This is a genomic window from Pseudomonas sp. MLB6B, assembly GCF_054508135.1.
In genome coordinates this window covers 4,079,563-4,099,498 of record NZ_CP199313.1, presented here as the reverse complement: position 1 = coordinate 4,099,498, position 19,936 = coordinate 4,079,563, and the positions used below count along the sequence as shown (strand labels likewise).

Sequence of the window (19,936 nt, the reverse complement as noted above, 5' to 3'; positions counted from 1 at the left end):
ACGGCACCTCCCTGCCTTGCTGTCATGCGCGCCGCTCTAGCACAGGCACTGCCTGGTGCCTGTATTCACGCGGCGAACGTGCCATGACACGTTTGAAGGCATGGCTGAATGCACTGTCGGAGTCATAGCCCAGCTTTTGCGCGATGCGCGAGACGGAGGTATCGGTGTTTTTCAGCCATCCCGCCGCCAACTGCATGCGCCAGCGCAACACGTAGGCCAACGGCGAGACGCCCGATTTGCGCTTGAAGCGCAGCGCGAAGGTGGAGCGGGAAAGGCCCGCGACCTTGGCCAGGCACTGCACCGTCCAGGCCCGCGCCGGATCGGCGTGAATCGCTTGAATGGCCGTGCCAATGCGCGGGTCGCTGAGTGCCGACAACCAGCTCGGCGCATCATCGCCCATTTGGCTCGAATAGAGCCGCAGCACCTGCACCAGCATGATGTGCCCCAAGTGCCGGACCACGAGCGCACTGCCCAGCGAGGGCTCGACCATTTCCTGGGCGAGCCGTTGCAATGCCCAGTTCAGGACGGACGCCTGATCGGAGCCGCTTTTGACGACGGCGACGTTGGGCAGGCCTTCCAGCAAGAGGTTCGCTTCGTCACCAAAGGCGAAGCGCCCCCCGATCAGGAAAAAGTCATCGGCAGTACCGCAACAGGCGATGCCATTGACGGCGTGTCGGTAGATCGTGTCCGAGTGCACGGCGGGTAACGCCAAGTCACTGCACAGGGAAAACGCTCGCCGATGCGGCAATAGAAAGCAGTCGCCCGCCACCAGGTGGAGGGGCGTTTCCACACCTTCCACTTTCAGCCAACAAGCGCCTTCGAGCACGGCGTTGAACTTGACGCCTTCGGGCGGCGGGAAATCGATCGCCCATTCGCCGCCCGCCCGCAAGCCTGCGAAGAATGAGCTTTGTGTAGTGAGCAGGGCCAGGGTTTCGGACAGCGGATCTACGAGCACTTCGGACGATCTCGATAAAAACCAGGACTTTGCTGCATTCCCAGTCCCAAATCCAGTTAGGACAATGACGCCTGTGTTCCTTATGCCTTTTTCAGCTTATCGAGGATGCGTCATGGCCGACCCGCAAACACCCATCGCTTCACTCTTCGATGCAGCCACCACGGCGGCGCAGCTCGTCGAAGGGCGCGATCTCTCCAACACCACCGCCCTGGTCACCGGCGGGCATTCCGGGCTGGGCCTGGAAACCACCCGTGCGCTGGCCTGCGCGGGCGCACGGGTGGTCGTTGCGGCGCGCGATGTCGCCGCCGCGCGTGCCATAACTGCCGGTATCGCTGGCGTGGAAGTGGCGCGCTTGGACCTGGCCGACCTGGCCAGCGTGCATGCCTTCGCCGAGCGCTTCTTGGCAAGGCATCGGCGTCTGGATGTTCTGATCGCCAGCGCAGGGATCATGGCGTGCCCCGAAACCCGTGTGGGGCAGGGCTGGGAGGCGCAGTTCGCCATCAATCACCTTGGGCACTTCGCGTTGGTGAACCTGTTATGGCCGGCGCTCAAGGGCGGGGCCAGGGTGGTGGTCGTGTCCTCGGCGGGGCACCATGCATCGCCCATCCGCTGGAACGACGTGCACTTCACGCACGGCTATGACAAGTGGCTGGCCTATGGGCAGTCGAAGACCGCCAACGCGTTGTTCGCCGTGCATCTCGACCGGTTGGCTCGGCACGAAGGCGTGCGCGCCTTCTCGTTGCATCCCGGCAAGATCCTTACGCCCTTGCAGCGCCACCTACCGCAGGCGGAGATGATCGCCGCCGGTTGGCTCGACGCGCGCGGCGAATTGGCCGACCCGACCTTCAAGACACCGCAGCAGGGCGCAGCGACGCAGGTCTGGGCTGCGCTGTCGGAACAGTTGCAAGGAAAGGGCGGTTTGTATTGTGAGGATTGCGACGTTGCCGCCTTGGCCTTGGACGAATCGCCCACTTATGTGGGTGTGCGGCCCTATGCCGTCGATCCCGAGCAGGCCGAACGGCTCTGGAGCCTGTCCTGCCGGCTCACTGGTCTCGATAGCTGTCTTTGAGGACAGCTGACCCAGGCGCAAAAGAAATGCCCAAGTGTCGCAATGCGACACTTGGGCATTCATGCCGAGCGCTTCGAACGACGCTCGGCGATGGGCGTGGCTATCCGCGCTTCAGCGGCGCAGCAGACGGCCCAGCACGACCAGGGCCACGGCGCCGATGGCGGCGGCGGCGACTGGTTTTTCCTTGGCGAAGGTCGACACGCAGTTCAGGGCGTCGCCATAGGTCTTGGTCAGTTGACCGGAGGCTTCACGGCCTGCGCCTTCGGCTTCCAGCTTCGAATCGCCGAAGATTTTCCCGGCTACGTTTTGTGCCTTGCCCGCTACTTTTTCTACAACGCCTTCGACCTGTTCGCTTTTCATAATTCACTCAACCTTGATTGTGTAAGTGGACGGCCCAGGGTAGGCCCGGGCTTGAGATAAGCTGCACTGACTTAGGGGCGATGGGCCGACGCTTAGTTCAACATTTCTGAAGAAGCGCTGAGTGCTTTAGCCGATCCGATCTCGCGCCATACGCTCACCAGGCGATGCGGCCAGGAAGAGTGCAACGCAAAGCAGGAAATGCGCATCGACGGTCAGCCACGGCAACCAGGCACGGTTCGAAAAAACCATGGCCGATCATGGCGCAGTCCTGCGCTCGCCTGCATACTTCGCCGATTTACTTTTGCTGGCGCATCGACACGGATCGAAGCGCCAGGCTTTTGAGGGAAGCGCACGACCGTGGCGACCGAGTGTTCGTTCGAAGACAAGACATTACTGATCGCAGCGCCTGACAAGGGCGATGGCGTCAACCTCTGCGCGCTACTGGGCGACACCTATTCCGTGCATGTTCATCGCAACGTGCAGAGCCTTTCGACGGCATTGGACGAATCCACCGGGGTGGTCATCCTCACCGAAGAAAGCCTCCTGGGCGGTGTCCTCGGTTTCAGTCGTGCGCTGGCGTCGCAACCTGCCTGGTCGGAAATCCCCATCATTCTGCTCGCCTCGAACGACGCGGGCGCCGGAAAAAGCGCCGACACGGGCCGGCACAAACTGCCGAAATCGGCCGGCCATGTGGTGGTGTTGGAGCGCCCCCTGAGTGCGGCTTCTTTGTTGAGCGCGACTGCCGCGGCGTGGCGCTTCCGCCTGCGCCAGTTCGAAATGCGTGACAACGTCGCGCAACTGGCCGAAGAGCGCAGTCGGTTGAACATCCTGTTGGAAAACATCCCGGTCGGCGTGTGTTTCATGGATACCGAAGGGGCGGCACTGGTCAGCAACCCGCTGTATCGCCAGTACGTGCCCGGCGGCACCATGCCTTCAAGGCAACCCAAGGAAGTGTCGCGCTGGGTGGGCCTGGATGCGCAGGGCAACCGCCTGGAGCCTAACCAATATCCCGGCGCCAGGGCTTTAAAGGGCGAGGCCGTCAGCGGTTTGGACTTCTACCATCATCAGGCGAACGGGCAGCAATCGTGGCGGCGCGTCAGTGCCGTGCCGCTGTACGACGAAGACCGCAGCATCATCGGTGCTGCCACCGTCATCGTCGACATCGACAAGGAGAAACAGGCCGCCCTGACGCTGCGGCGCTTCAACGAGGAACTGGAAATCCAGGTCGCGGCACGCACGCGCGAGTTGAACGCCGCCGTCGAGCAGTTGAAGGCCGAGAGCGAAGAACGCGCCCGCGCCGAAGAGCAATTGCGCCAGTCGTTAAAAATGGAAGCCGTCGGCCAGTTGACCGGCGGCATTGCCCATGACTTCAACAACATGCTCACCGGCGTGATCAGCGCGCTGGACCTCATGAAGCTGCGGATGATGAAGGGCCAACTCGAAGGCACCGAGCGCTTCATGGACGCCGCGCTGGCTTCGGCCCGCCGCGCCGCATCCTTGACTCACCGGCTGTTGGCCTTTTCACGCCGGCAGTCGCTGGATGCCAAACCGATTTCGGTCAACCAGCTGCTGCAAGCGCTGGCCGACCTGTTGCAGCGCACCGTCACCGAAAACATCGCCCTCAGGCTGGACCTGAGCCCCCAAGACCCGTGGATTTTCGCCGACGCCAACCAGTTGGAAAATGCGGTGCTCAACCTGGTGCTCAATGCGCGTGACGCCATGCCCGAGGGCGGTGAACTGACCCTGTCGACACGTATGGACGAGGAGCCGCATACCGACACCCCTCGCCATGTCTGCATACAGGTGCGCGATACCGGGCAGGGCATCGCCAAGGATTACCTGGACAAGGTCACCGAGCCTTTCTTCACCACCAAACCCATCGGCCAGGGCACCGGACTGGGGCTTTCTATGGTGTACGGCTTCGCCAACCAGAGCAATGGCCGGCTGGCGATCGACAGCGCGTTGGGTGAGGGCACGACGGTCTCCATCTGCCTGCCCGAGCATGGCAGCGTCGAAGCGGAGCCGGCCGTGCCCCTGTCCGAGGCCAATACAGGGCAAGGGCAGCTAGTTCTGCTGGTCGAAGACGACGACTCGGTGCGCCTGATCAACCAGGAAGTGCTGGAAACCCTGGGCTATCGCGTGCGCACGGCGGCCGACGGTGAACAGGCGCTGAAGCTGTTCAACGAGTTGAAACGGGTCGACCTGTTGCTGACCGATGTCGGGCTGCCGGGCATGAACGGGCGGCAGTTGGCGGAGATGCTCCAGCAGTCCCAGCCGCGCCTGCCGGTGCTGTTTCTGACCGGGTATGCGCAGGGCGCATTGGCGCGGGCGGATTTTCTCGGGCCTTGCATGCGCATGTTGACCAAGCCGTACACCTTGGAGCAGTTGGCGGGGGGTGTGGCGCGGATGCTGAGTGAAGGTGCTTGGTCCGGCACGACGTCTGGGCCGCAGTCATCACCCTGGCGCGAGGCCTGCGAAGACCGCGGCTAGCGGTGAGTGCGGCCCCGCCGGCAGCACTCACTTGCATGTGCTTCAAAACGCGCTTTGCGCTGTCGCGGGTAACGTTGCACAAACAGCAACAGGAAACGGGATCTATCTGAACCGGACCGAATACCCGGCCACTCGGTCGGGCAGCCCTGAATCCCTCAATCCGCGGGCGTATCCCGCGTCCGCAACCGTTCCGGCAACGCCCAATACAGCAAGCCCGCAGCCAGCAGGCCAACCACCCCGATCAGATACAACGCCGGCGTCGTGCTCCCCGTCACGTCACGGATGTACCCCACCATCACCGGGCTGACGATGCCACCGAACTGACCCAGGGTGTTGATCAGCGCGATGCCCCCGGCGGCCCCCGCACCCGCGCCGGCCAGCAACTTGGGAGGGAGTGCCCAGAACGCCGGAATCGACGCGATCACCCCACCGCCCAGCAGCGCCAGCGAGGCCATCAACAGCCACACGTGCTGAGCGAAGATCCCAGCGCTGAAGAAGCCCAGCGCGCCGGCGACGACCAGCCCGCAGACGAACTTGCGCCGCTCGCCCGTGGCGTCGGACAGCCGGCCGACGACGACCATGCTCAGCGCACCGAAGATGTAAGGCACGGCAGTCATCAGGCCGATGCGCAACGGGTCTTCCACCCCGGAGCTGCGAATCAGCTGCGGCGCCCAGAAGTTCAGGCCGTAGGAGGCGACCTGGATCAGGAAGTAGATCAGGCCCAGCAGCAGGAAGCCGGGGAGCTTGATCGCGACGAGCAGCGAGCCGTGGCTGTTCTGTTCGTGGCGGGCGATGCGGCTGGAAAGGAAACGCTTGTCGTCGGCGCTCAGCCAGGGCGCATCTTCGACGCGGTCATGGAGCATCTTCAGCACCAGCACACCGAGCAGCAGGCAAGGGATGCCGCCGACCAGAAACAGCCAGTGCCAGCCGCGCAGATCAAGCAACCCGTCCATGTGCCCGAGCACGAAACCGGATACCGGCGCGCCGAGCAGCCCGGCGAAGGCCGAGGCCAGGAACAGCGTGGAGGTGATGCGCCCGCGGTAGCTCTGCGGGAACCACAGCGTCAGGTAATACAGCACACCCGGGGCGAAACCGGCTTCCATGGCGCCGATCACGAAGCGCAGCACGTAGAACTGCCATTCGTGGGCGACGAACATCATCAGCGCCGTGGCGATGCCCCAGGACATCATGATGCGGGCGATCCAGCGCCGCGCCCCGACCTTGTACAGCATCATGTTGCTCGGCACTTCGAACAGCACGTAGCCGACCACGAACAGCCCGGCGCCCAAGCCATAGGCGGTATCGCTCAGGGACAGATCGGCCTGCAGCTGGAACTTGGCGAAGCTGATGTTGATGCGGTCGAAGAAGGCGAACAGGTAGCAGACCATGATCAGTGGCATCAGCCGCCAGGCGACCTTGCGCACGATGGCGCGTTCTCGGGCAGTATCGCTGGTCAGATCGGTGGAAGCAGTCGCAGTCAGACTCATGTGCAATCTCCAGATCGGCGCCATCGATGGCGCTTGATTGTTGTTGTGTTCTGGATGTCGCCGCTGAGGCCGCGCCAGGCGGCCCGCGCGGTCAAGCGTCGAAGGTTGGGGCGGGGTGCAGGTCGCAGTTGCGGCCTGCCTTGACCACCTGGCCCGGCAGGTCGTGGCCCAGCAGCGCCGGCAGGGTGCGCGACAGGTCGAGCAGGCGCGGCAGGTCGATGCCGGTGGCGATGCCCATTTCGTCGCACAGGTTCACCAGGTCCTCGGTACAGATGTTGCCGGACGCCCCCGGCGCGAACGGGCAGCCGCCCAGGCCGCCGAGCGAAGCGTCGAAGCGCCTGGCGCCGGCTTCATAGGCGGCCAGCACGTTGCACAGGCCCAGGCCGCGGGTGTTGTGGAAGTGCAAGGTCAGGTCCGCCGCCGGCACCCGCTCCAGCACCCGGCGCACCAGCCGCGCCACCTGGCGCGGGTTGGCCATGCCAGTGGTGTCGGCCAGTGTGATCCCGCGGATGCCCAGCGCCTGGTAACGCTCGACCAGCGCACAGACGCGGTCTTCGGCAATGGCTCCCTCGAACGGGCAGCCGAAGCTGGTGGCCACCGAGCCGTTCAGGCTCAGGCGCGTTTCGCCGACCGCCACCGCGATTTCCGCGAAGGCCAGCAGCGACTGCTCGCAGCTCATGCGCATGTTGGCGCGGTTGTGCGTCTGGCTGGCGGACATGACCAGGTTGAGTTCATCGGCACCGGCCAGGATCGCCCGCTGCGCGCCCTTGAGGTTGGGCACCAGCGCCACGTAGGTGACGCCAGGCTGGCGGGTCAAGCCCTGGAACACCGCTTCACCGTCGCGCAGGGCCGGAATGGCCTTGGGCGAAACGAAGGAGCCGGCCTCGATGCGTGAGAACCCGGCCAATGACAGCTGGTCGACCAGGGCGATCTTGTCGGCGGTCTCGACCCAGCGCGGTTCGATCTGCAGGCCGTCGCGCGGCGACACTTCCTGGACGACCAGGCGCTCGTCGTAATTGCTGATCATTGCACCACTCCTTCTGCCTTCAGGCGTGCGATGGCATCGCTGTTCAGGCCAAGCCCGGCGAGCACCGCATCGGTGTGTTCGCCCAGGGCCGGGCCCTGCCAGTTGATCTGCCCCGGCGTCTGCGACAGCTTGGGCACCACGCCGGGCATCTTCACCTCGGCGCCGCCGGGCAGGGTCGTATCGAGGAGCATTTCGCGCGCCTGATAATGCGGATCGGCGACGATGTCGGCTACCGAATAGATGCGCCCGGCCGGTACCTCGGCAGCCTCCAGCGCCGCCAGCACCTGCTCGATCGCATGGCTGCCGGTCCAGGCGCCGATCGCATCATCGAGCATCTGGCTCTGCGCAGCACGGCCGTCGTTGTGGCGCAGGTCTTCGCGTTCGGCCAGGTCCGGGCGGCCGATGGCGTGCATCAAGCGCACGAAGATCGGGTCGCTGTTGCCGGCGATGACCACGAAGGCCTGGTCCTGGGTCGGGTAGGTGTTGGAGGGCGCGATGCCCGGCAGCGCACCGCCGGTGCGTTCGCGGACATGGCCGAGCATGGCGTATTCGGGCACCAGGCTTTCCATCACGTTGAACACGCTTTCCACCAGTGAGACGTCGACGACCTGCCCGTCGCCCTGGCCGGTCTTCACGCGCAACACCGACATCAGCGCGCCGATCACTGCGTGCATCGACGCCAGCGAATCGCCGAGGCTGACCCCGACCCGTGCCGGGGGGCTGCCCGGCGTGCCGGTGGTGTAGCGGATGCCGCCCATGGCTTCGCCGATGGCGCCGAAGCCGGGTCGGTCGCGGTAGGGGCCGGTTTGGCCGTAACCGGAAATGCGCACCAGGGTCAGCTTGGGGTTCAGCGCGTGCAGCACGTCCCACCCGAGGCCGAGCTTTTCCAGCGCGCCGGGGCGCAGGTTCTCGATCAGCACGTCCGCGCCTTCGACCAGTTGCTTGACGATGTCGATGCCTTCGGCGGACTTGAGGTTGAGCGCCAGCGATTGTTTGTTGCGCGATTGCAGGTACCACCACAGCGAGGTGCCTTCGTGCAGCTTGCGCCACTTGCGCAGCGGGTCGCCGCTGCCCATGGACTCGATCTTGATGACGTCGGCGCCGAACTCGCCGAGCAGACGCGCCGCGAAGGGGGCGGCGATGAGGGTGCCGATCTCGATGACCCGAAGGCCGGTCAGCGCGGTCATGGGTGTGGCCTCTATTTATTGGAATTTCGACCAATCCTAGAGGCGCACCCGGCGCTCGGCTAATCGCGAATTTTCGAGAGGCCTTCGTGAATCGAGAAGGGCCTCAGGCCGGGCCCTGCAACAGATGTTCGTAAAGTAGCCGGGCCACCGGCGACAACGCCGCCGCATCGCGCACCACCAGCGACAGCGTGCGTTGCGCCCAGTCGTCCTCGATCGCCACCGCACACAGGCCCAACGGCTGACCGATCAGCTCGAAAGCCTTGCGCGGCAGCACGCCGATGCCCAGGTCGGCCTGGGCCATGCGGCACACGCCATCGAACCCCGGCACCTGGATGCGTTGCTTGAGCACCTGGCCACTGCTGCGCGCGGCGGCCTGAGTGCGCAGGTTGATGAAGCTATCGGCGTGCAGGCCCACTTGGTCGAAGCTCAAGGTTTCGCTGAACGGCAGTTGCGCGTGTTGGGCCAGGGCATGGTCCGGGCGCATCACCACCACCAGCTCATCGCGCCGGTACGGCACCGCGACCAATGTGCCGAGGTCGGTGTCCGCCGAGCAGATCCCCAAATCCGCCGCGCCTTCGCCGACCCCCCTGACGACCCCGGCACTCGGCCGTTCCTCGAGGTTGACGCGCACCTCGCCATGGCTGGCCATGAAACGTTGCAGGTCTTCGGGCAGGAATTCGATGATCGCCGAGATGTTCGCCATCATCCGCACATGCCCGCGGATGCCCTCCAAGTACTCGCCGACGTCGATGCTGATCTTTTCCACATCCACGAGGATGCGCCTGGCGTAGAACAGCAGCGTCTCGCCGGGGGCGGTCAAGACCATGCCCTTGAGGGTGCGCTCGAACAGCTCGATGCCCAGCACCTGCTCCATGTCCTGCAAGCGCTTGCTGGCAGCGGAGAGGGCGATCCGCTCGCGGTCGGCGGCCTTGGTCAGCGTGCCTGCTTCGTGGACGGCGACGAGCAGCTGCAGGGAGAGCAGGTCGAGGCGTTTGATGAGGTGGCGGTGGAGCATCGAGGTAGGCTCGGGTCGCGGGGGAGGGGCAGAAGTCTATCCGAGTCCGTGAGGCGTCACTGCGTTCTGATAGCGGCTGCGCTCGAAGGCGTGCCGCATGGAGCATCAACCTTGGTCGATCTTGCGACGATCCTCGCGCAGCACGCTGTGTCCCTGGCCCACGAGGGAGCGCGGGGCTGAAGCTGATCGCTGTGTGGGCGGCAGGCCATCCGCGCTGATTCAAATGGGTTGCGCGTTGTCTTAGGGAAGCGCGGCCAAGCCTGCGATAATGCCGCACCTGCCGAAGGCCTCCCTATGCTAATCATCTCCAACACCGTGCACTTGCCAGATTCCGACATCGAACTGACCTACATCCGCGCCCAAGGGGCAGGCGGGCAGAACGTCAACAAGGTGTCCAGTGCCGTGCACCTGCGCTTCGACATCCGCGCCTCGTCGCTGCCCGAGTTCTACAAGGAACGACTATTGGCGCTGCGTGACTCGCGCATCACCGGCGACGGCGTGTTGATCATCAAAGCCCAGCAATACCGCACCCAAGAACAGAACCGCACCGACGCGCTGGCGCGGCTTGCCGAGTTGATCGTCAACGCCGGCAAGACCGAGAAGAAACGTCGCCCGACCAAACCTACCCTCGGCTCGAAGACCCGCCGCCTCGACGGTAAAGCCAAGCGAGGTACGATCAAGGCGGGGCGGGGCAAGGTGGATTTCTAGGCGCCGTACGGTACCGATCTGGCAGCGTTCTAGGTCGCCAGGCATTCTGAAAACGAAAATCCCGTCACGACGCAGCGCTGCTTTCCACGTCCAGCTGCCGGCGCCGAAACTGCCCTGGCGGTAAACCATGGATCTGCCGGAAGCGCCGCGAGAAATACGCCTCGTCGGCAAAGCCGCACAACCTGGCCACTTCGCCCACCGGTTTCGAGCCGCCCAGCAACAGGCTGCGCGCCGCATGCATGCGCCGCTCGAGCACCAGTTCGCTGAAGGTCTTGCCGATTTCCTTGCGCAGCCAGTGACTCAGGTAAGTGGGCGACAAGTAAGTGGCCGCGGCGGCCTTGGTCAGGCTCAGGTCCGGATCGGCCAGGTGCTTGCGCACGTACTCGCTCATGCGCCCCAGGGCATCGCGGCGGCTGGCCTGGGCGGCGTTGTCCTCGGCCAGTTGCCTGAAGGGTTCGGCGTACAGCATGCACACCTGGCCGATCATCTGCAGCAGCAAGCCCTTGATCACCTCGCGGCTACCGAACTGGCGCTGCGGGTCGAGCTCGCGCATCTGCCGGACCAGCGCGCAGATCCGCTCGAAATCCGCCTGCCCGAACATGAAGTCCAGGTGCTCCTGGAAACGGAAGGGCGACACTTCCGGTGCCAGAGCGATCGACACTTCCTCCAGGTCCATCGGGTCGCATTGCAGGTGCGGCAGCAGGAACGTCTGGGAAAAGTTGATGACCATGAAATGGCTGTCGGCCGGGTGCGGGATCATGTGCATACGATGCGGCAGGACAAAGGCCAGGGCGTTGCGCGGGAACGGCCGCTGCACGCTGCCGATGTGTTGCACGGTGTCGCCGCCCAGGTTGACCTGGATCTGGAAGTATTCGTGGCGGTGCAGGGCGGTCTCTGCCGGACGCCCTTGCTCGTCGCGGATGTAGAAGTCGGCGCGCTCACTGCGTTGCTGCATGCCGTAGGTCGGCACCCGGCTGACTGAGTGCATGTCATCTCCCTTTTTATTGGATGGCTACCCGATGTCGGCTGCCAGGTTCATGGGGCGATTCTGTACAGCGTGACAGGGTGCTGGCAAGCAATTGTACGATGACTTGACGTCGGACCGGGCGAGCGGCGACTTGGACAAAACCTTTTCGATGTTTAGAGCGTCCACTCCCTTGAGCAGCATAAAACGGCTCTGTCACAGTAGTTTTAGCAGATACCGCGGTCCCCCAAGCGGAACCGATGTCATTGCCCTTTTTGGACAAGCCAGTAATTCGATGGGCCCCTGTATAAAATCGATCTAACCAGGGCGTTGCTTTTTTATTGTTGTACGACCACCTTGATAGCCGTCGCCGCAGACATCTACCAACAATAATCAAAGGTGCTCGCACAATGACTCTCGTCCACCGCTCGGCGCATGCGCCACCGCCTGTTCCTCACGTCCGGCCATCCGGCCAGGCCTGATCCCGCTCCTCCCAAAGGCACGAACTGCACCTTGCACATCGGCAAGGCCGGTTCCGTGCCGCCTGAAAACCTCGATAGATCCCAATAACAATGAGGTTCCACCATGTCGAGTCTTCCCAACCCCCAGGCCGTGCCAGGCGCCACCCGCGCGGCCCCTGCCGAAGCCGCCGGCTCCCTCGGCCTGCCCACCCGCCGACGCTGGTTCATGCTCAGCCTGTTGTTGATCGCGACCATCATCAACTATGTCGATCGGGTCAACATCTCCATCGCCGCGCCGTTCATGGCCAAGGACCTGGGGCTGGACAAGATCCAGATGGGCTTGATCTTCTCCGCGTTCGCCTGGACCTACGCGCTGGCCCTGGTGCCGGCCGGCTTCATCGCCGACCGCTTCGGCTCGCGGCTGACTTACGGCGTGTCGTTGATCAGTTGGTCGGCGGTCACCGTCTGCCAAGGCTTCGCCAGCGGCTTTGCCACGCTGTTCGGCCTGCGTCTGGCGGTGGGTGCCATGGAAGCGCCGGCGTTTCCGGCCAACAGCCGCGCAGTGACGGTATGGTTCCCGGCGCGCGAGCGCGGTATGGCCAGCAGCATCTACGTGTGCGGCCAGTACCTGGGCACCGCGCTGTTCACCGGCGCCCTGCTGTGGCTGGCCACTACGTGGGACTGGCGCCATGTGTTCTACAGCACCGGTGTGGTGGGCATCCTGTTCGGCGTGGTGTGGCTGTTCCTCTACCGTGACCCACTGAGTTGCAAGAAGGTCAGCAAGGAGGAGCTGCAGTACATCGAGGACGGCGGCGGCCTGGTGAAAAGCAGCCAGGAGCGCACCAAGTTCAACTGGCGGCAGGTGGCCGAGCTGTTCCGCTACCGGCAGGTCTGGGCGATCTGCATCGGCAAGTTCGCCAGCACCTCGGCGCTGTACTTCTTCCTGACCTGGTTCCCTACCTACCTGATCGAAGAGCGTCACTTGACCACCATCAAGGCCGGCATCTTCGCCGTGCTGCCCTTCATTGGCGCCACGGTCGGCATTCTGCTCGCCGGGATCGTCTCGGACCTGCTGATCCGCCGTGGCTACAGCATGTCCTTCGCTCGCAAGCTGCCGCTGGTGGTCGGCTCGATGCTCGGCATGTCGATCATGCTGGTCAACTTCACCGACTCCAACCTGGTGTGCATCGCCATCCTCACCGTGGCCTTCTTCGCTCAAGGCATCGCCTCGTCGTCCTGGGCCGCCGTGTCGGAAATCGCACCCAAGGAGCTGATCGGCCTGACCGGCGGGGTCACCAGCCTGGCGGCCAACATCGGCGGCATCGTCTGCCCCATCGTGGTGGGGGCCATCGTCCACGCCACCGGCACCTTCGCCTGGGCATTCTGGTTCATCGGCGGCGTGGCGCTGATCGGCACCCTGTCGTATTCGCTGCTGCTGGGCCGGATCTACCGCATCGAGTTGAAGGCGAAATAGCCCCGTTAACTCCAACGCGAAGCGGCTTGCGTCCAACTTTGCCGGACGCAGCCGCCTTAGGCTGGAGCCCTCGAATCGAACTTAAGCGAGCCAGGCCATCATGAACCACTTCGTCTTCACCCCCGTCCCGCAACCCAGCCTGCCTGTGCTGGGAAGCCAGCAGCGCTTTCCGGTCGGCCGGGTGTTCTGCGTGGGCCGCAACTACCCCTGGAGCGATGGCCAGCCGCGCAGTGCGCCGTTGTTCTTCATGAAGCCGGCCAGCGCAGTGGTCGAGGCGCACGGCGAGATCGCCTACCCGCCGCACACCGAGGAGTTTTGCCACGAGATCGAGCTGGTGGTGGCGATCGGCAGCGGCGGGGCGGACATTCCCGAGGGCCAGGCACTGGCCCATGTGTGGGGCTACGCCGCCGGCCTGGATCTGACCCGCCGCGACTTGCAGCGTGCCGCCAAGCAGGCCGGCCTGCCCTGGGAGGGCGCCAAGGCCTTTGACGGCTCGGCACCGGTCAGCGCCATCCAGCCGGTCGGCGACCAGGGCCATCCGCAGCGCGGGGCGGTGTGGCTGCAGGTCAACGGCACCGAGCGCCAGCGCTCGCACCTGCAAAGCCAGCTGTGGTCGGTGGCGCAACTGATCAGCCAGTTGTCCGCGACCATCACCCTGCTGCCTGGCGACCTGATCATGACCGGCACCCCCGAAGGCGTCGCCGCTTTGCAGCCTGGCGACCTGATCAGCGCCGGCGTCGAAGGCGTGGGGCAGATTGAGGTCCGCGTGGCGCCGCGCGCCGCCCGAACCGAACACTTTCAACGGGAGACGCAGCATGACTGACAACCACACTTCGAAAATCGCCCTGGTCACCGGGGCTGGCAGCGGCATCGGCAAGGCCGTGGCGCTCGGGCTGCTGCAAGACGGCTACACCGTAGTGCTCGCCGGCAGGCGCCTGGAGCCCTTGCTCGGCGTCGCCGAACAGGCGGCCACCCAGGGCTGGCAGGCGCTGCCGGTGGTCACCGACGTGCGTGACCCGGCCAGCGTCAAGGCGCTGTTCGCCACGGTCGTGGAACGCTACGGGCGCCTGGACGTGATCTTCAACAACGCCGGCGTCAATGCCCCGGCCGTGGCCGTGGATGAGCTGCCGGTCGAAACCTGGGACAACGTCATCGCCACCAACCTCAACGGCGTGTTCCTGTGCTGCCGCGAAGCCTTCGGGCTGATGCGCCGCCAGCAGCCCCAGGGCGGGCGGATCATCAACAACGGCTCGATCTCGGCGCACACGCCGCGGCCCTTCACCGCGCCCTACACCGCCAGCAAGCACGCGGTGCTGGGGCTGACCAAGGCCCTGGCGCTGGACGGCCGCGAGTTCGACATCGCCTGCAGCCAGATCGACATCGGCAACGCCCTGACCGAGCTGTCCGAACGCATGACCCGTGGCGTGCGCCAGGCCAACGGGCAAATCGCCGTCGAGCCGATGGTCGATGTGCAGCACGTGGCCGATGCGGTGCGTTACATCGCGGCGCTGCCGCTGTCGGCCAACGTGCTGAACATGACCGTAATGGCCACCAAGATGCCCTTCGTGGGCCGTGGCTGACCGCTGCACCGTTCCCTCTGTAGGAGCGGCCGGCCGGCGCACCGGTTCAGCCGCGAACACAACACCACTCAATTTTTCAAGAGGTAACTCCCATGAAACCAGAAGTCCTGCAACTGAGCCCGATCCTGATCCCACAGGTCCGCGAACGCCTCGAGCAACTGTTCGTCATGCGCCCCTACTACCAACAGGCCGACAAGGCCGCCTACCTCAAGGAGCACGGCGCCAACATCCGGGGCGTGGTCACCGGCGGACACACCGGCATCAGCCGCGAGGTGCTGGCGCAGTTGCCGCGCGTGGAAGTGGTGGCGGTCAATGGCGTGGGCACCGATGCGGTGGACCTGGCCTACTGCCGCGACCTGGGTATCCGCGTCACCGCGACCATCGGTGCCTTGACCGACGATGTCGCGGACCTGGCCATCGGCCTGCTGATCGCCGCGTGCCGTGGCCTGTGCACCAGCGACCGTTACGTGCGCACCGGCCAGTGGCAGCACAGCGCTACGCCGCTGGCACCTTTGCCGCTGGCGCGGCAGTTCAGCGGCATGCGCATCGGCATCGTCGGGCTGGGCCGGGTAGGGCGTGCGGTGGCGACCCGCGCGGCGGCGTTCGGCTGCCCGATCAGCTACACCGACTTGCAGGCCATCGACGGCGTGGATTATCGATATGTGGCTGACCTCACGGAGCTGGCGCGTGACAGCGACGCGCTGATCCTTGCTGCCGCTGCCGATGGTGGCAAGGCTATCGTCGATGCTGGCGTGCTCGAAGCGCTGGGGTCGGAGGGTTATCTGGTCAACGTGGCGCGCGGCAAGCTGGTGAACGAAGACGACCTGGTGGCTGCGCTTCAGGCGGGGCGGATCGCCGGGGCAGCGCTCGATGTGTTCGTCGACGAACCGCGGGTGCCGGAGGTGTTGTTCGGGAATGAGCAGGTGGTGCTGCAACCGCACCGTGCCAGCGCAACGGTGCAGACGCGTACGCGGATGGGGGAGATGGTCATTGCGAGTTTGGTTGACACGTTTGCGGGGAGGAAGCCGGCGGGGTGTGTGACAGGCTGAGGCGTGTTACGCATTGTCTATGAGTCGCCCCGTTTGTCAGCGGGCGCTGCGCATACCTTCTATGCGGTAGCGGCTAGAAGCAACCGGGGCGGTTTCAAAGGCTGGATGTGATCTCAGGCTAGTGCGTTGGGGACGGACGCTGGTCTGTTCATTTCCAGTGTGGTGGGCATGCTCACTTGGTTTCCATACGCTGCAACACGACTGGGTCAGGGTTTGGACCATTTGCAGTTGATGGAACGTGTTTACCAGCATGGGCATTCCGGGTTCGCCGGCGTTGGCGCAGATGTATTCGTCGAGGATGGTTTCGATGCCGACCATGAGTTCGCCGGTGTAGTGCTCTTGAAGCATTCAGTATTGGATTCAGACGGGACCTACAGAATCGTGGCGAGAGGAGGGGTAATGGCAGTCGACGCAGCTCTCCAATTCAAGGCGTTGAGCATCGTTCTATGGCGGACAGTAAGGAGCCGTCGTTGTCTGTTAATCGGGGATACCTCCCACCGCAATCCCACTCGCCTGAGAAAGGGCGGTTTCAAAGGCTGAGTGCAACACCCAACTGTTGAGTTAAGAATGGACTCTCATGATGCTTGGCCATCATCGCCTTCATCATTTCCATGAGGCATTTGTAATCAAAACGCTGGCGCGGACGGATATTCAGATCGTATGCCATGGCGTTCATTTGCTCTTGGCTATGCCCCGAAAGATCGGGGCCTTTGAGCAAGTACTGACGAATCAGGCCATGGATGTGCTCGTTACTGCCGCGCTGCCAAGGGCTGTGCGGGTCGCAAAAGTAAACAGCCACACCGGTACGCTGGGTGATCTCGGCATGACGCGCCATTTTTCGCCCTTGGTCGTACGTCAGCGTTTTACGCGCAGCCAGAGGCATTCGATTCAGGGCGGCGCTAAAGCCTTCTACAGCAGAGGTCGCGGTTGCGTCATGTATCCTGACCAACATCAAGTAGCCTCTGTGCTGCGCTCTATCAAGCAGTGCCCATGGCAGAAGCATTGGCGTTGCCCTTGATGAGATCCCCCCCATGACCCGGGGTCAGGCGGTCCTCGACCTCCGGCGGGCGTACATGAATACTGACCAGGTCGGGGATCTGCCCACGGCGATCTACTCTTCCAGAGCGAGGTCTGCGGGCTGTATTGCCCTGGCGAAGGCAGATGATTTCCTTGCGCAACTCACCGACAGGCAGGGCATAGATCGCGTTGTAGATCGTCTCGCGACAGACGTACGTGCCTTCAAAATTCGGGAGTTCCATGGCGCTGAGCTTGCCGGCAATTGCTGAGGAGAAAAGCGCTTTAGCAACAGGTAGACGACGAGGTCGAATAACTCGCCGTCAGGCACCAGTTTGCGCACAGGTCGGCAAACCGTTCGACGAAGGCGCATCTGCTGTTGGGCTCGGCTTGCAGAGTATTTCGACGCGCCTACGGCGTTACGGCGAAGCTTACGGCTGATGGACGAGGGACTGCGATCGAGCATTCGGGCAATGGCCCGCTGGGTCAAGCCCTGAAGCTCACCAAGCTGGATCTGGATGCGTTCTTCAATGCTGAGTTCATGATGAGACATGGCGACACCGTACCGGATGGGCTAGGTGTTGCACTCAGTTTTTGCCGCCGCCCCGGTATTGTTCAATGGACTAGTATTTTTGATAGTTGGAAGAACCGAGCTGGCACCGTATTGTTATGACCGCTTCGGGGTGGAGGGGTAAATAATGTTCTGGTATTCATGCTATGGTTATTCTCCAGCTATGGGTCTCACGTCTGCGCTTTTGGCTTTTAACGGCGAGGTGCGAGATCGCCATCTAAGTACTTACTTTCTTGGGCGCGGCGTTCGCGCCTATTCACCGATGCTCATGAGATTTTTTAGCCCTGATCCATATGCTCCTTTCGCTGGGGCGGGAATCAGTACCTACGGATACTGCGCCGGTGATCCAGTAAATCGTGTGGACCCTTCAGGATATGTGTGGCGTTATGTTCTGGAGCTCTTGGCCACACTCAAAAAGCATCCGACGCTGCCGGGTGGAGCAAGGGTCTTGAAAAATCACAACAAACGAAAACTGGCGAAGGAATTGGGCATACTCAGATCACGCCGCGGTGAGGATCCTAGAAGGCGGGTGCAAGACGCGGCCGATCTCATCAGTGAAGATTGGAGGCCGAGAAAGTTTGTTTTGGGTGCTAACAACGAGTTGGTGATTGCCTTGGCAGGTAAGAAGGGAAGCTCTGATTATGTAAGTCACCCTCTGTTGGCGGAGCTTCTGGACGATAAGCGGGTAGTCAGTGCAGGTACGTTCATTGTTGGGGCGGAGAGTAAAATATACATTCATAACGTCTCGGGGCATTACAAACCTCAGTATTCCGATCTCAATCCTATGGTTCGTAAAATTCGGGGGATGGGGTTGAAGCCAATACCGGTTAAAGTCCATTAGGGAAACTCCGAGCAGGCGCCAATGCCAAGTCTGTATGCACTTGAAGTACCTGATTCCCCGTCTGCGCATGCCAAGATGATTTCTGCTCGGGTGCGGCATCCAGCAGGGCCTTTACGCTGTCGGGAGCGACGAAGCAGTTCGGTATGTTCTTCGTCGCTCAAATAAATGGGGGCGGCAGGGCAGCCGGCTCTCATGTCGTTGCTCCAAGACTTTCCTAGTGTGGAAAAGCCTAGACTAAAACATGAGTATTATTTGCGAAACACCACACTAGGGCCTCTGCTCGAAACGCTGCAACACAAACTGGGTCAGCGCTTGGACCATCTGCAGTTGATGGGCGGTATTCACCAGCATCGGCACGCCCGTCTCACCGGCGTTGACGCAGATGTATTCGTCGAGGGTGGTTTCGATGCCGGCCATGAGTTCGAGGGTGTGGCTCAGGGCGTCGAGGGGGCTGAGGTCTTGATCGATGAAGTAGTAGTTGCGGGTGTTCTGGATGCGGGGCGGGTCGGGGACGGGCTTTTTCATGGCATCGGGCTCTTCGTTTGTGTCGGAAAAGCCACAACCCAACCTTCTCACGGATTTGGGTGGCGGCCCTGCGCAGGGTGAGAAACCGAGCAAACGAAGAAACCTCGGCCAGACCGAAGTCTGCCCGCGCAGGGCCACCATGAAGGCCAGCCAGATTCATCGTGTTCGGGTTCTCACACCCGGTCGTCGAAACGACGCGGTGGACGTTAGTCCTGAAGCATTTCCCCGACAACGGTGAAAATTCGGCCTGGCGCGTAGGATAGTTCGCCGGTGCGCTGATCTTGAAGCATTTGGTATTGGATTCAGAAAGGTCTTACAGAATCGTGGCGGGGAGAGGAGTGCGAGAGGCGCTGACTTATCTAGTCCATCCTTCACTGATGAACTCATTGCCTCGAAGGAAAAGCTCAAACATTGCCAAGCACAATCACCTTGCTACCTTCCATGGTCGAGCTACGCATCTCGGCTTCCAGCTGAGCGAGCGAAACGTCGATGAAATTTCTCGCCATCTGCTCGGCTTGATAACGGTACATGCCCAATTGCTGAGGCGTGCACGCCACCTTTTTGAAGGCCTCATGATTGTCGTCTGGATGCGCTTCAATCCATTCAATTTCGTGGCGTTTGTACAGGGAGTAGGCGAGCAATCCCAAGAAGTCATCCGGTGACTCCACGAGTTTACGGAAGACGTCGAAATGGATATCTGAGCACAAAGACGCCGGCCCGGAATCGGCCGACTGGTATAGCGACCGATCTGAGTCGACGTCGTGAATAATTGGCGGGGTCGGAATGTGGCCAGGAGGGCCAGGTTGCTGAGGGTGCAAAGTGGCGATCCGTGGTCAGCGAGACAAGCGATTGAACGCCTTTTTCATCAGGTTGTTGATCGTGTCGGCTGACAGCTTCGATGAGCGAGTAGCAACGGATTTTTTTGCAGATGCAGAAAGCATTTTGTTGCTCTCTTTAATCAGTGCAATCGAGACGTTAGACATCGCTAGCTCCTGGTTCAGGGTTGGAAGTCACATCGGAAACAAGTGGAGTTGGTCGGTTATCTTTGAGCGCAAGCGAAACCGAGTCAACGAATGGCAGCACATTTATGTTGTAGGAAAAAGTCGTTGTTCGCTCCGGAAATATAGTCGACCAAGTGCGCCTCAAAACCGCAAACCTC

19 protein-coding genes and 1 pseudogene are annotated in these 19,936 nt (G+C 62.7%); 8 read left to right on the top strand and 12 right to left on the bottom strand.

Annotation, left to right across the window (positions count from 1 at the left end; all coding sequences use genetic code 11):
* Positions 1-22: 22 nt before the first annotated feature.
* Positions 23-955: an AraC family transcriptional regulator gene (locus tag ACSMEV_RS18125; protein WP_459206369.1), complete on the bottom strand. Its 933-nt coding sequence runs from the start codon at positions 953-955 to the stop codon at positions 23-25.
* A 112-nt stretch (positions 956-1,067) separates the two neighbouring features.
* On the opposite strand from ACSMEV_RS18125, the gene ACSMEV_RS18120 reads away from it, so the two are divergent.
* The gene (locus tag ACSMEV_RS18120) at positions 1,068-2,024 is read left to right on the top strand and encodes an SDR family NAD(P)-dependent oxidoreductase (RefSeq protein WP_459206368.1); all 957 of its coding nucleotides are present in this window, start codon (positions 1,068-1,070) and stop codon (positions 2,022-2,024) included.
* Between the two features lie 111 nt (positions 2,025-2,135).
* On the opposite strand, the gene ACSMEV_RS18115 is transcribed toward ACSMEV_RS18120, so the two are convergent.
* Positions 2,136-2,384, bottom strand: coding sequence for a CsbD family protein (locus tag ACSMEV_RS18115; protein WP_459206367.1), 249 nt, complete (start codon positions 2,382-2,384; stop codon positions 2,136-2,138).
* A 357-nt stretch (positions 2,385-2,741) separates the two neighbouring features.
* On the opposite strand from ACSMEV_RS18115, the gene ACSMEV_RS18110 reads away from it, so the two are divergent.
* Positions 2,742-4,874 (top strand): response regulator, encoded by a 2,133-nt coding sequence (locus tag ACSMEV_RS18110; RefSeq protein WP_459206366.1) that lies wholly within the window; start codon positions 2,742-2,744, stop codon positions 4,872-4,874.
* A 155-nt stretch (positions 4,875-5,029) separates the two neighbouring features.
* Here the strand turns inward: ACSMEV_RS18110 and ACSMEV_RS18105 are convergent, their stop codons facing one another.
* The 4 genes from ACSMEV_RS18105 to ACSMEV_RS18090 form a co-directional block, all read right to left on the bottom strand.
* Positions 5,030-6,361, bottom strand: coding sequence for an MFS transporter (locus ACSMEV_RS18105; RefSeq protein ID WP_459206365.1), 1,332 nt, complete (start codon positions 6,359-6,361; stop codon positions 5,030-5,032).
* A 91-nt stretch (positions 6,362-6,452) separates the two neighbouring features.
* Complete coding sequence (locus ACSMEV_RS18100) at positions 6,453-7,388, bottom strand: hydroxymethylglutaryl-CoA lyase (protein ID WP_459206364.1); 936 nt, start codon at positions 7,386-7,388, stop codon at positions 6,453-6,455.
* Positions 7,385-8,575, bottom strand: coding sequence for a CaiB/BaiF CoA transferase family protein (locus ACSMEV_RS18095; RefSeq protein WP_459206363.1), 1,191 nt, complete (start codon positions 8,573-8,575; stop codon positions 7,385-7,387). The genes ACSMEV_RS18100 and ACSMEV_RS18095 overlap by 4 nt, the downstream gene beginning before the upstream one ends.
* 103 nt (positions 8,576-8,678) lie before the next feature.
* The gene (locus ACSMEV_RS18090) at positions 8,679-9,590 is read right to left on the bottom strand and encodes a LysR family transcriptional regulator (protein WP_459206362.1); all 912 of its coding nucleotides are present in this window, start codon (positions 9,588-9,590) and stop codon (positions 8,679-8,681) included.
* 294 nt (positions 9,591-9,884) lie between these two features.
* Here ACSMEV_RS18090 and arfB point away from each other — a divergent pair, with 294 nt between their 5' ends.
* Positions 9,885-10,298 carry an alternative ribosome rescue aminoacyl-tRNA hydrolase ArfB gene (gene arfB / locus ACSMEV_RS18085; RefSeq protein WP_459206361.1) on the top strand — a complete coding sequence of 138 codons (414 nt, stop codon included), beginning with the start codon at positions 9,885-9,887 and terminating at the stop codon, positions 10,296-10,298.
* A gap of 64 nt (positions 10,299-10,362) precedes the next feature.
* Here the strand turns inward: arfB and ACSMEV_RS18080 are convergent, their stop codons facing one another.
* Complete coding sequence (locus tag ACSMEV_RS18080; protein WP_459206360.1) at positions 10,363-11,286, bottom strand: helix-turn-helix transcriptional regulator; 924 nt, start codon at positions 11,284-11,286, stop codon at positions 10,363-10,365.
* Between the two features lie 561 nt (positions 11,287-11,847).
* Here ACSMEV_RS18080 and ACSMEV_RS18075 point away from each other — a divergent pair.
* The 4 genes from ACSMEV_RS18075 (at position 11,848) to ACSMEV_RS18060 (ending at position 15,826) form a co-directional block, all read left to right on the top strand.
* Positions 11,848-13,197 (top strand): MFS transporter, encoded by a 1,350-nt coding sequence (locus ACSMEV_RS18075; RefSeq protein WP_459206359.1) that lies wholly within the window; start codon positions 11,848-11,850, stop codon positions 13,195-13,197.
* Positions 13,198-13,297: 100 nt separating this feature from the next.
* Entirely contained in the window at positions 13,298-14,020 is a 723-nt protein-coding gene (locus tag ACSMEV_RS18070) for a fumarylacetoacetate hydrolase family protein (RefSeq protein ID WP_459206358.1), read from the top strand.
* Positions 14,013-14,777 (top strand): SDR family oxidoreductase, encoded by a 765-nt coding sequence (locus tag ACSMEV_RS18065; protein WP_459206357.1) that lies wholly within the window; start codon positions 14,013-14,015, stop codon positions 14,775-14,777. The genes ACSMEV_RS18070 and ACSMEV_RS18065 overlap by 8 nt, the downstream gene beginning before the upstream one ends.
* A 92-nt stretch (positions 14,778-14,869) precedes the next feature.
* Positions 14,870-15,826 carry a 2-hydroxyacid dehydrogenase gene (locus ACSMEV_RS18060; protein WP_459206356.1) on the top strand — a complete coding sequence of 319 codons (957 nt, stop codon included), beginning with the start codon at positions 14,870-14,872 and terminating at the stop codon, positions 15,824-15,826.
* A gap of 36 nt (positions 15,827-15,862) precedes the next feature.
* Here ACSMEV_RS18060 and ACSMEV_RS18055 read toward each other — a convergent pair whose 3' ends face one another.
* Both ACSMEV_RS18055 and ACSMEV_RS18050 read right to left on the bottom strand, forming a co-directional pair.
* Complete coding sequence (locus ACSMEV_RS18055) at positions 15,863-16,174, bottom strand: hypothetical protein (RefSeq protein ID WP_459206355.1); 312 nt, start codon at positions 16,172-16,174, stop codon at positions 15,863-15,865.
* 181 nt (positions 16,175-16,355) lie between these two features.
* Positions 16,356-17,393 (bottom strand): annotated as a pseudogene (locus tag ACSMEV_RS18050) (IS30 family transposase).
* Positions 17,394-17,538: 145 nt separating this feature from the next.
* Between ACSMEV_RS18050 and ACSMEV_RS18045 the strand changes: the two are divergent.
* Positions 17,539-18,252, top strand: coding sequence for an RHS repeat-associated core domain-containing protein (locus tag ACSMEV_RS18045; RefSeq protein WP_459206354.1), 714 nt, complete (start codon positions 17,539-17,541; stop codon positions 18,250-18,252).
* A gap of 267 nt (positions 18,253-18,519) precedes the next feature.
* Here the strand turns inward: ACSMEV_RS18045 and ACSMEV_RS18040 are convergent, their stop codons facing one another.
* From ACSMEV_RS18040 to ACSMEV_RS18030, 3 genes are all read right to left on the bottom strand, one after another.
* Complete coding sequence (locus ACSMEV_RS18040; RefSeq protein ID WP_459206353.1) at positions 18,520-18,777, bottom strand: hypothetical protein; 258 nt, start codon at positions 18,775-18,777, stop codon at positions 18,520-18,522.
* Positions 18,778-19,181: 404 nt separating this feature from the next.
* The gene (locus tag ACSMEV_RS18035; protein WP_459206352.1) at positions 19,182-19,424 is read right to left on the bottom strand and encodes a hypothetical protein; all 243 of its coding nucleotides are present in this window, start codon (positions 19,422-19,424) and stop codon (positions 19,182-19,184) included.
* A gap of 186 nt (positions 19,425-19,610) precedes the next feature.
* Positions 19,611-19,760, bottom strand: a complete 150-nt coding sequence (locus tag ACSMEV_RS18030; RefSeq protein WP_459206351.1) for a hypothetical protein — start codon at positions 19,758-19,760, stop codon at positions 19,611-19,613.
* Between the last annotated feature and the right edge of the window lie 176 nt (positions 19,761-19,936).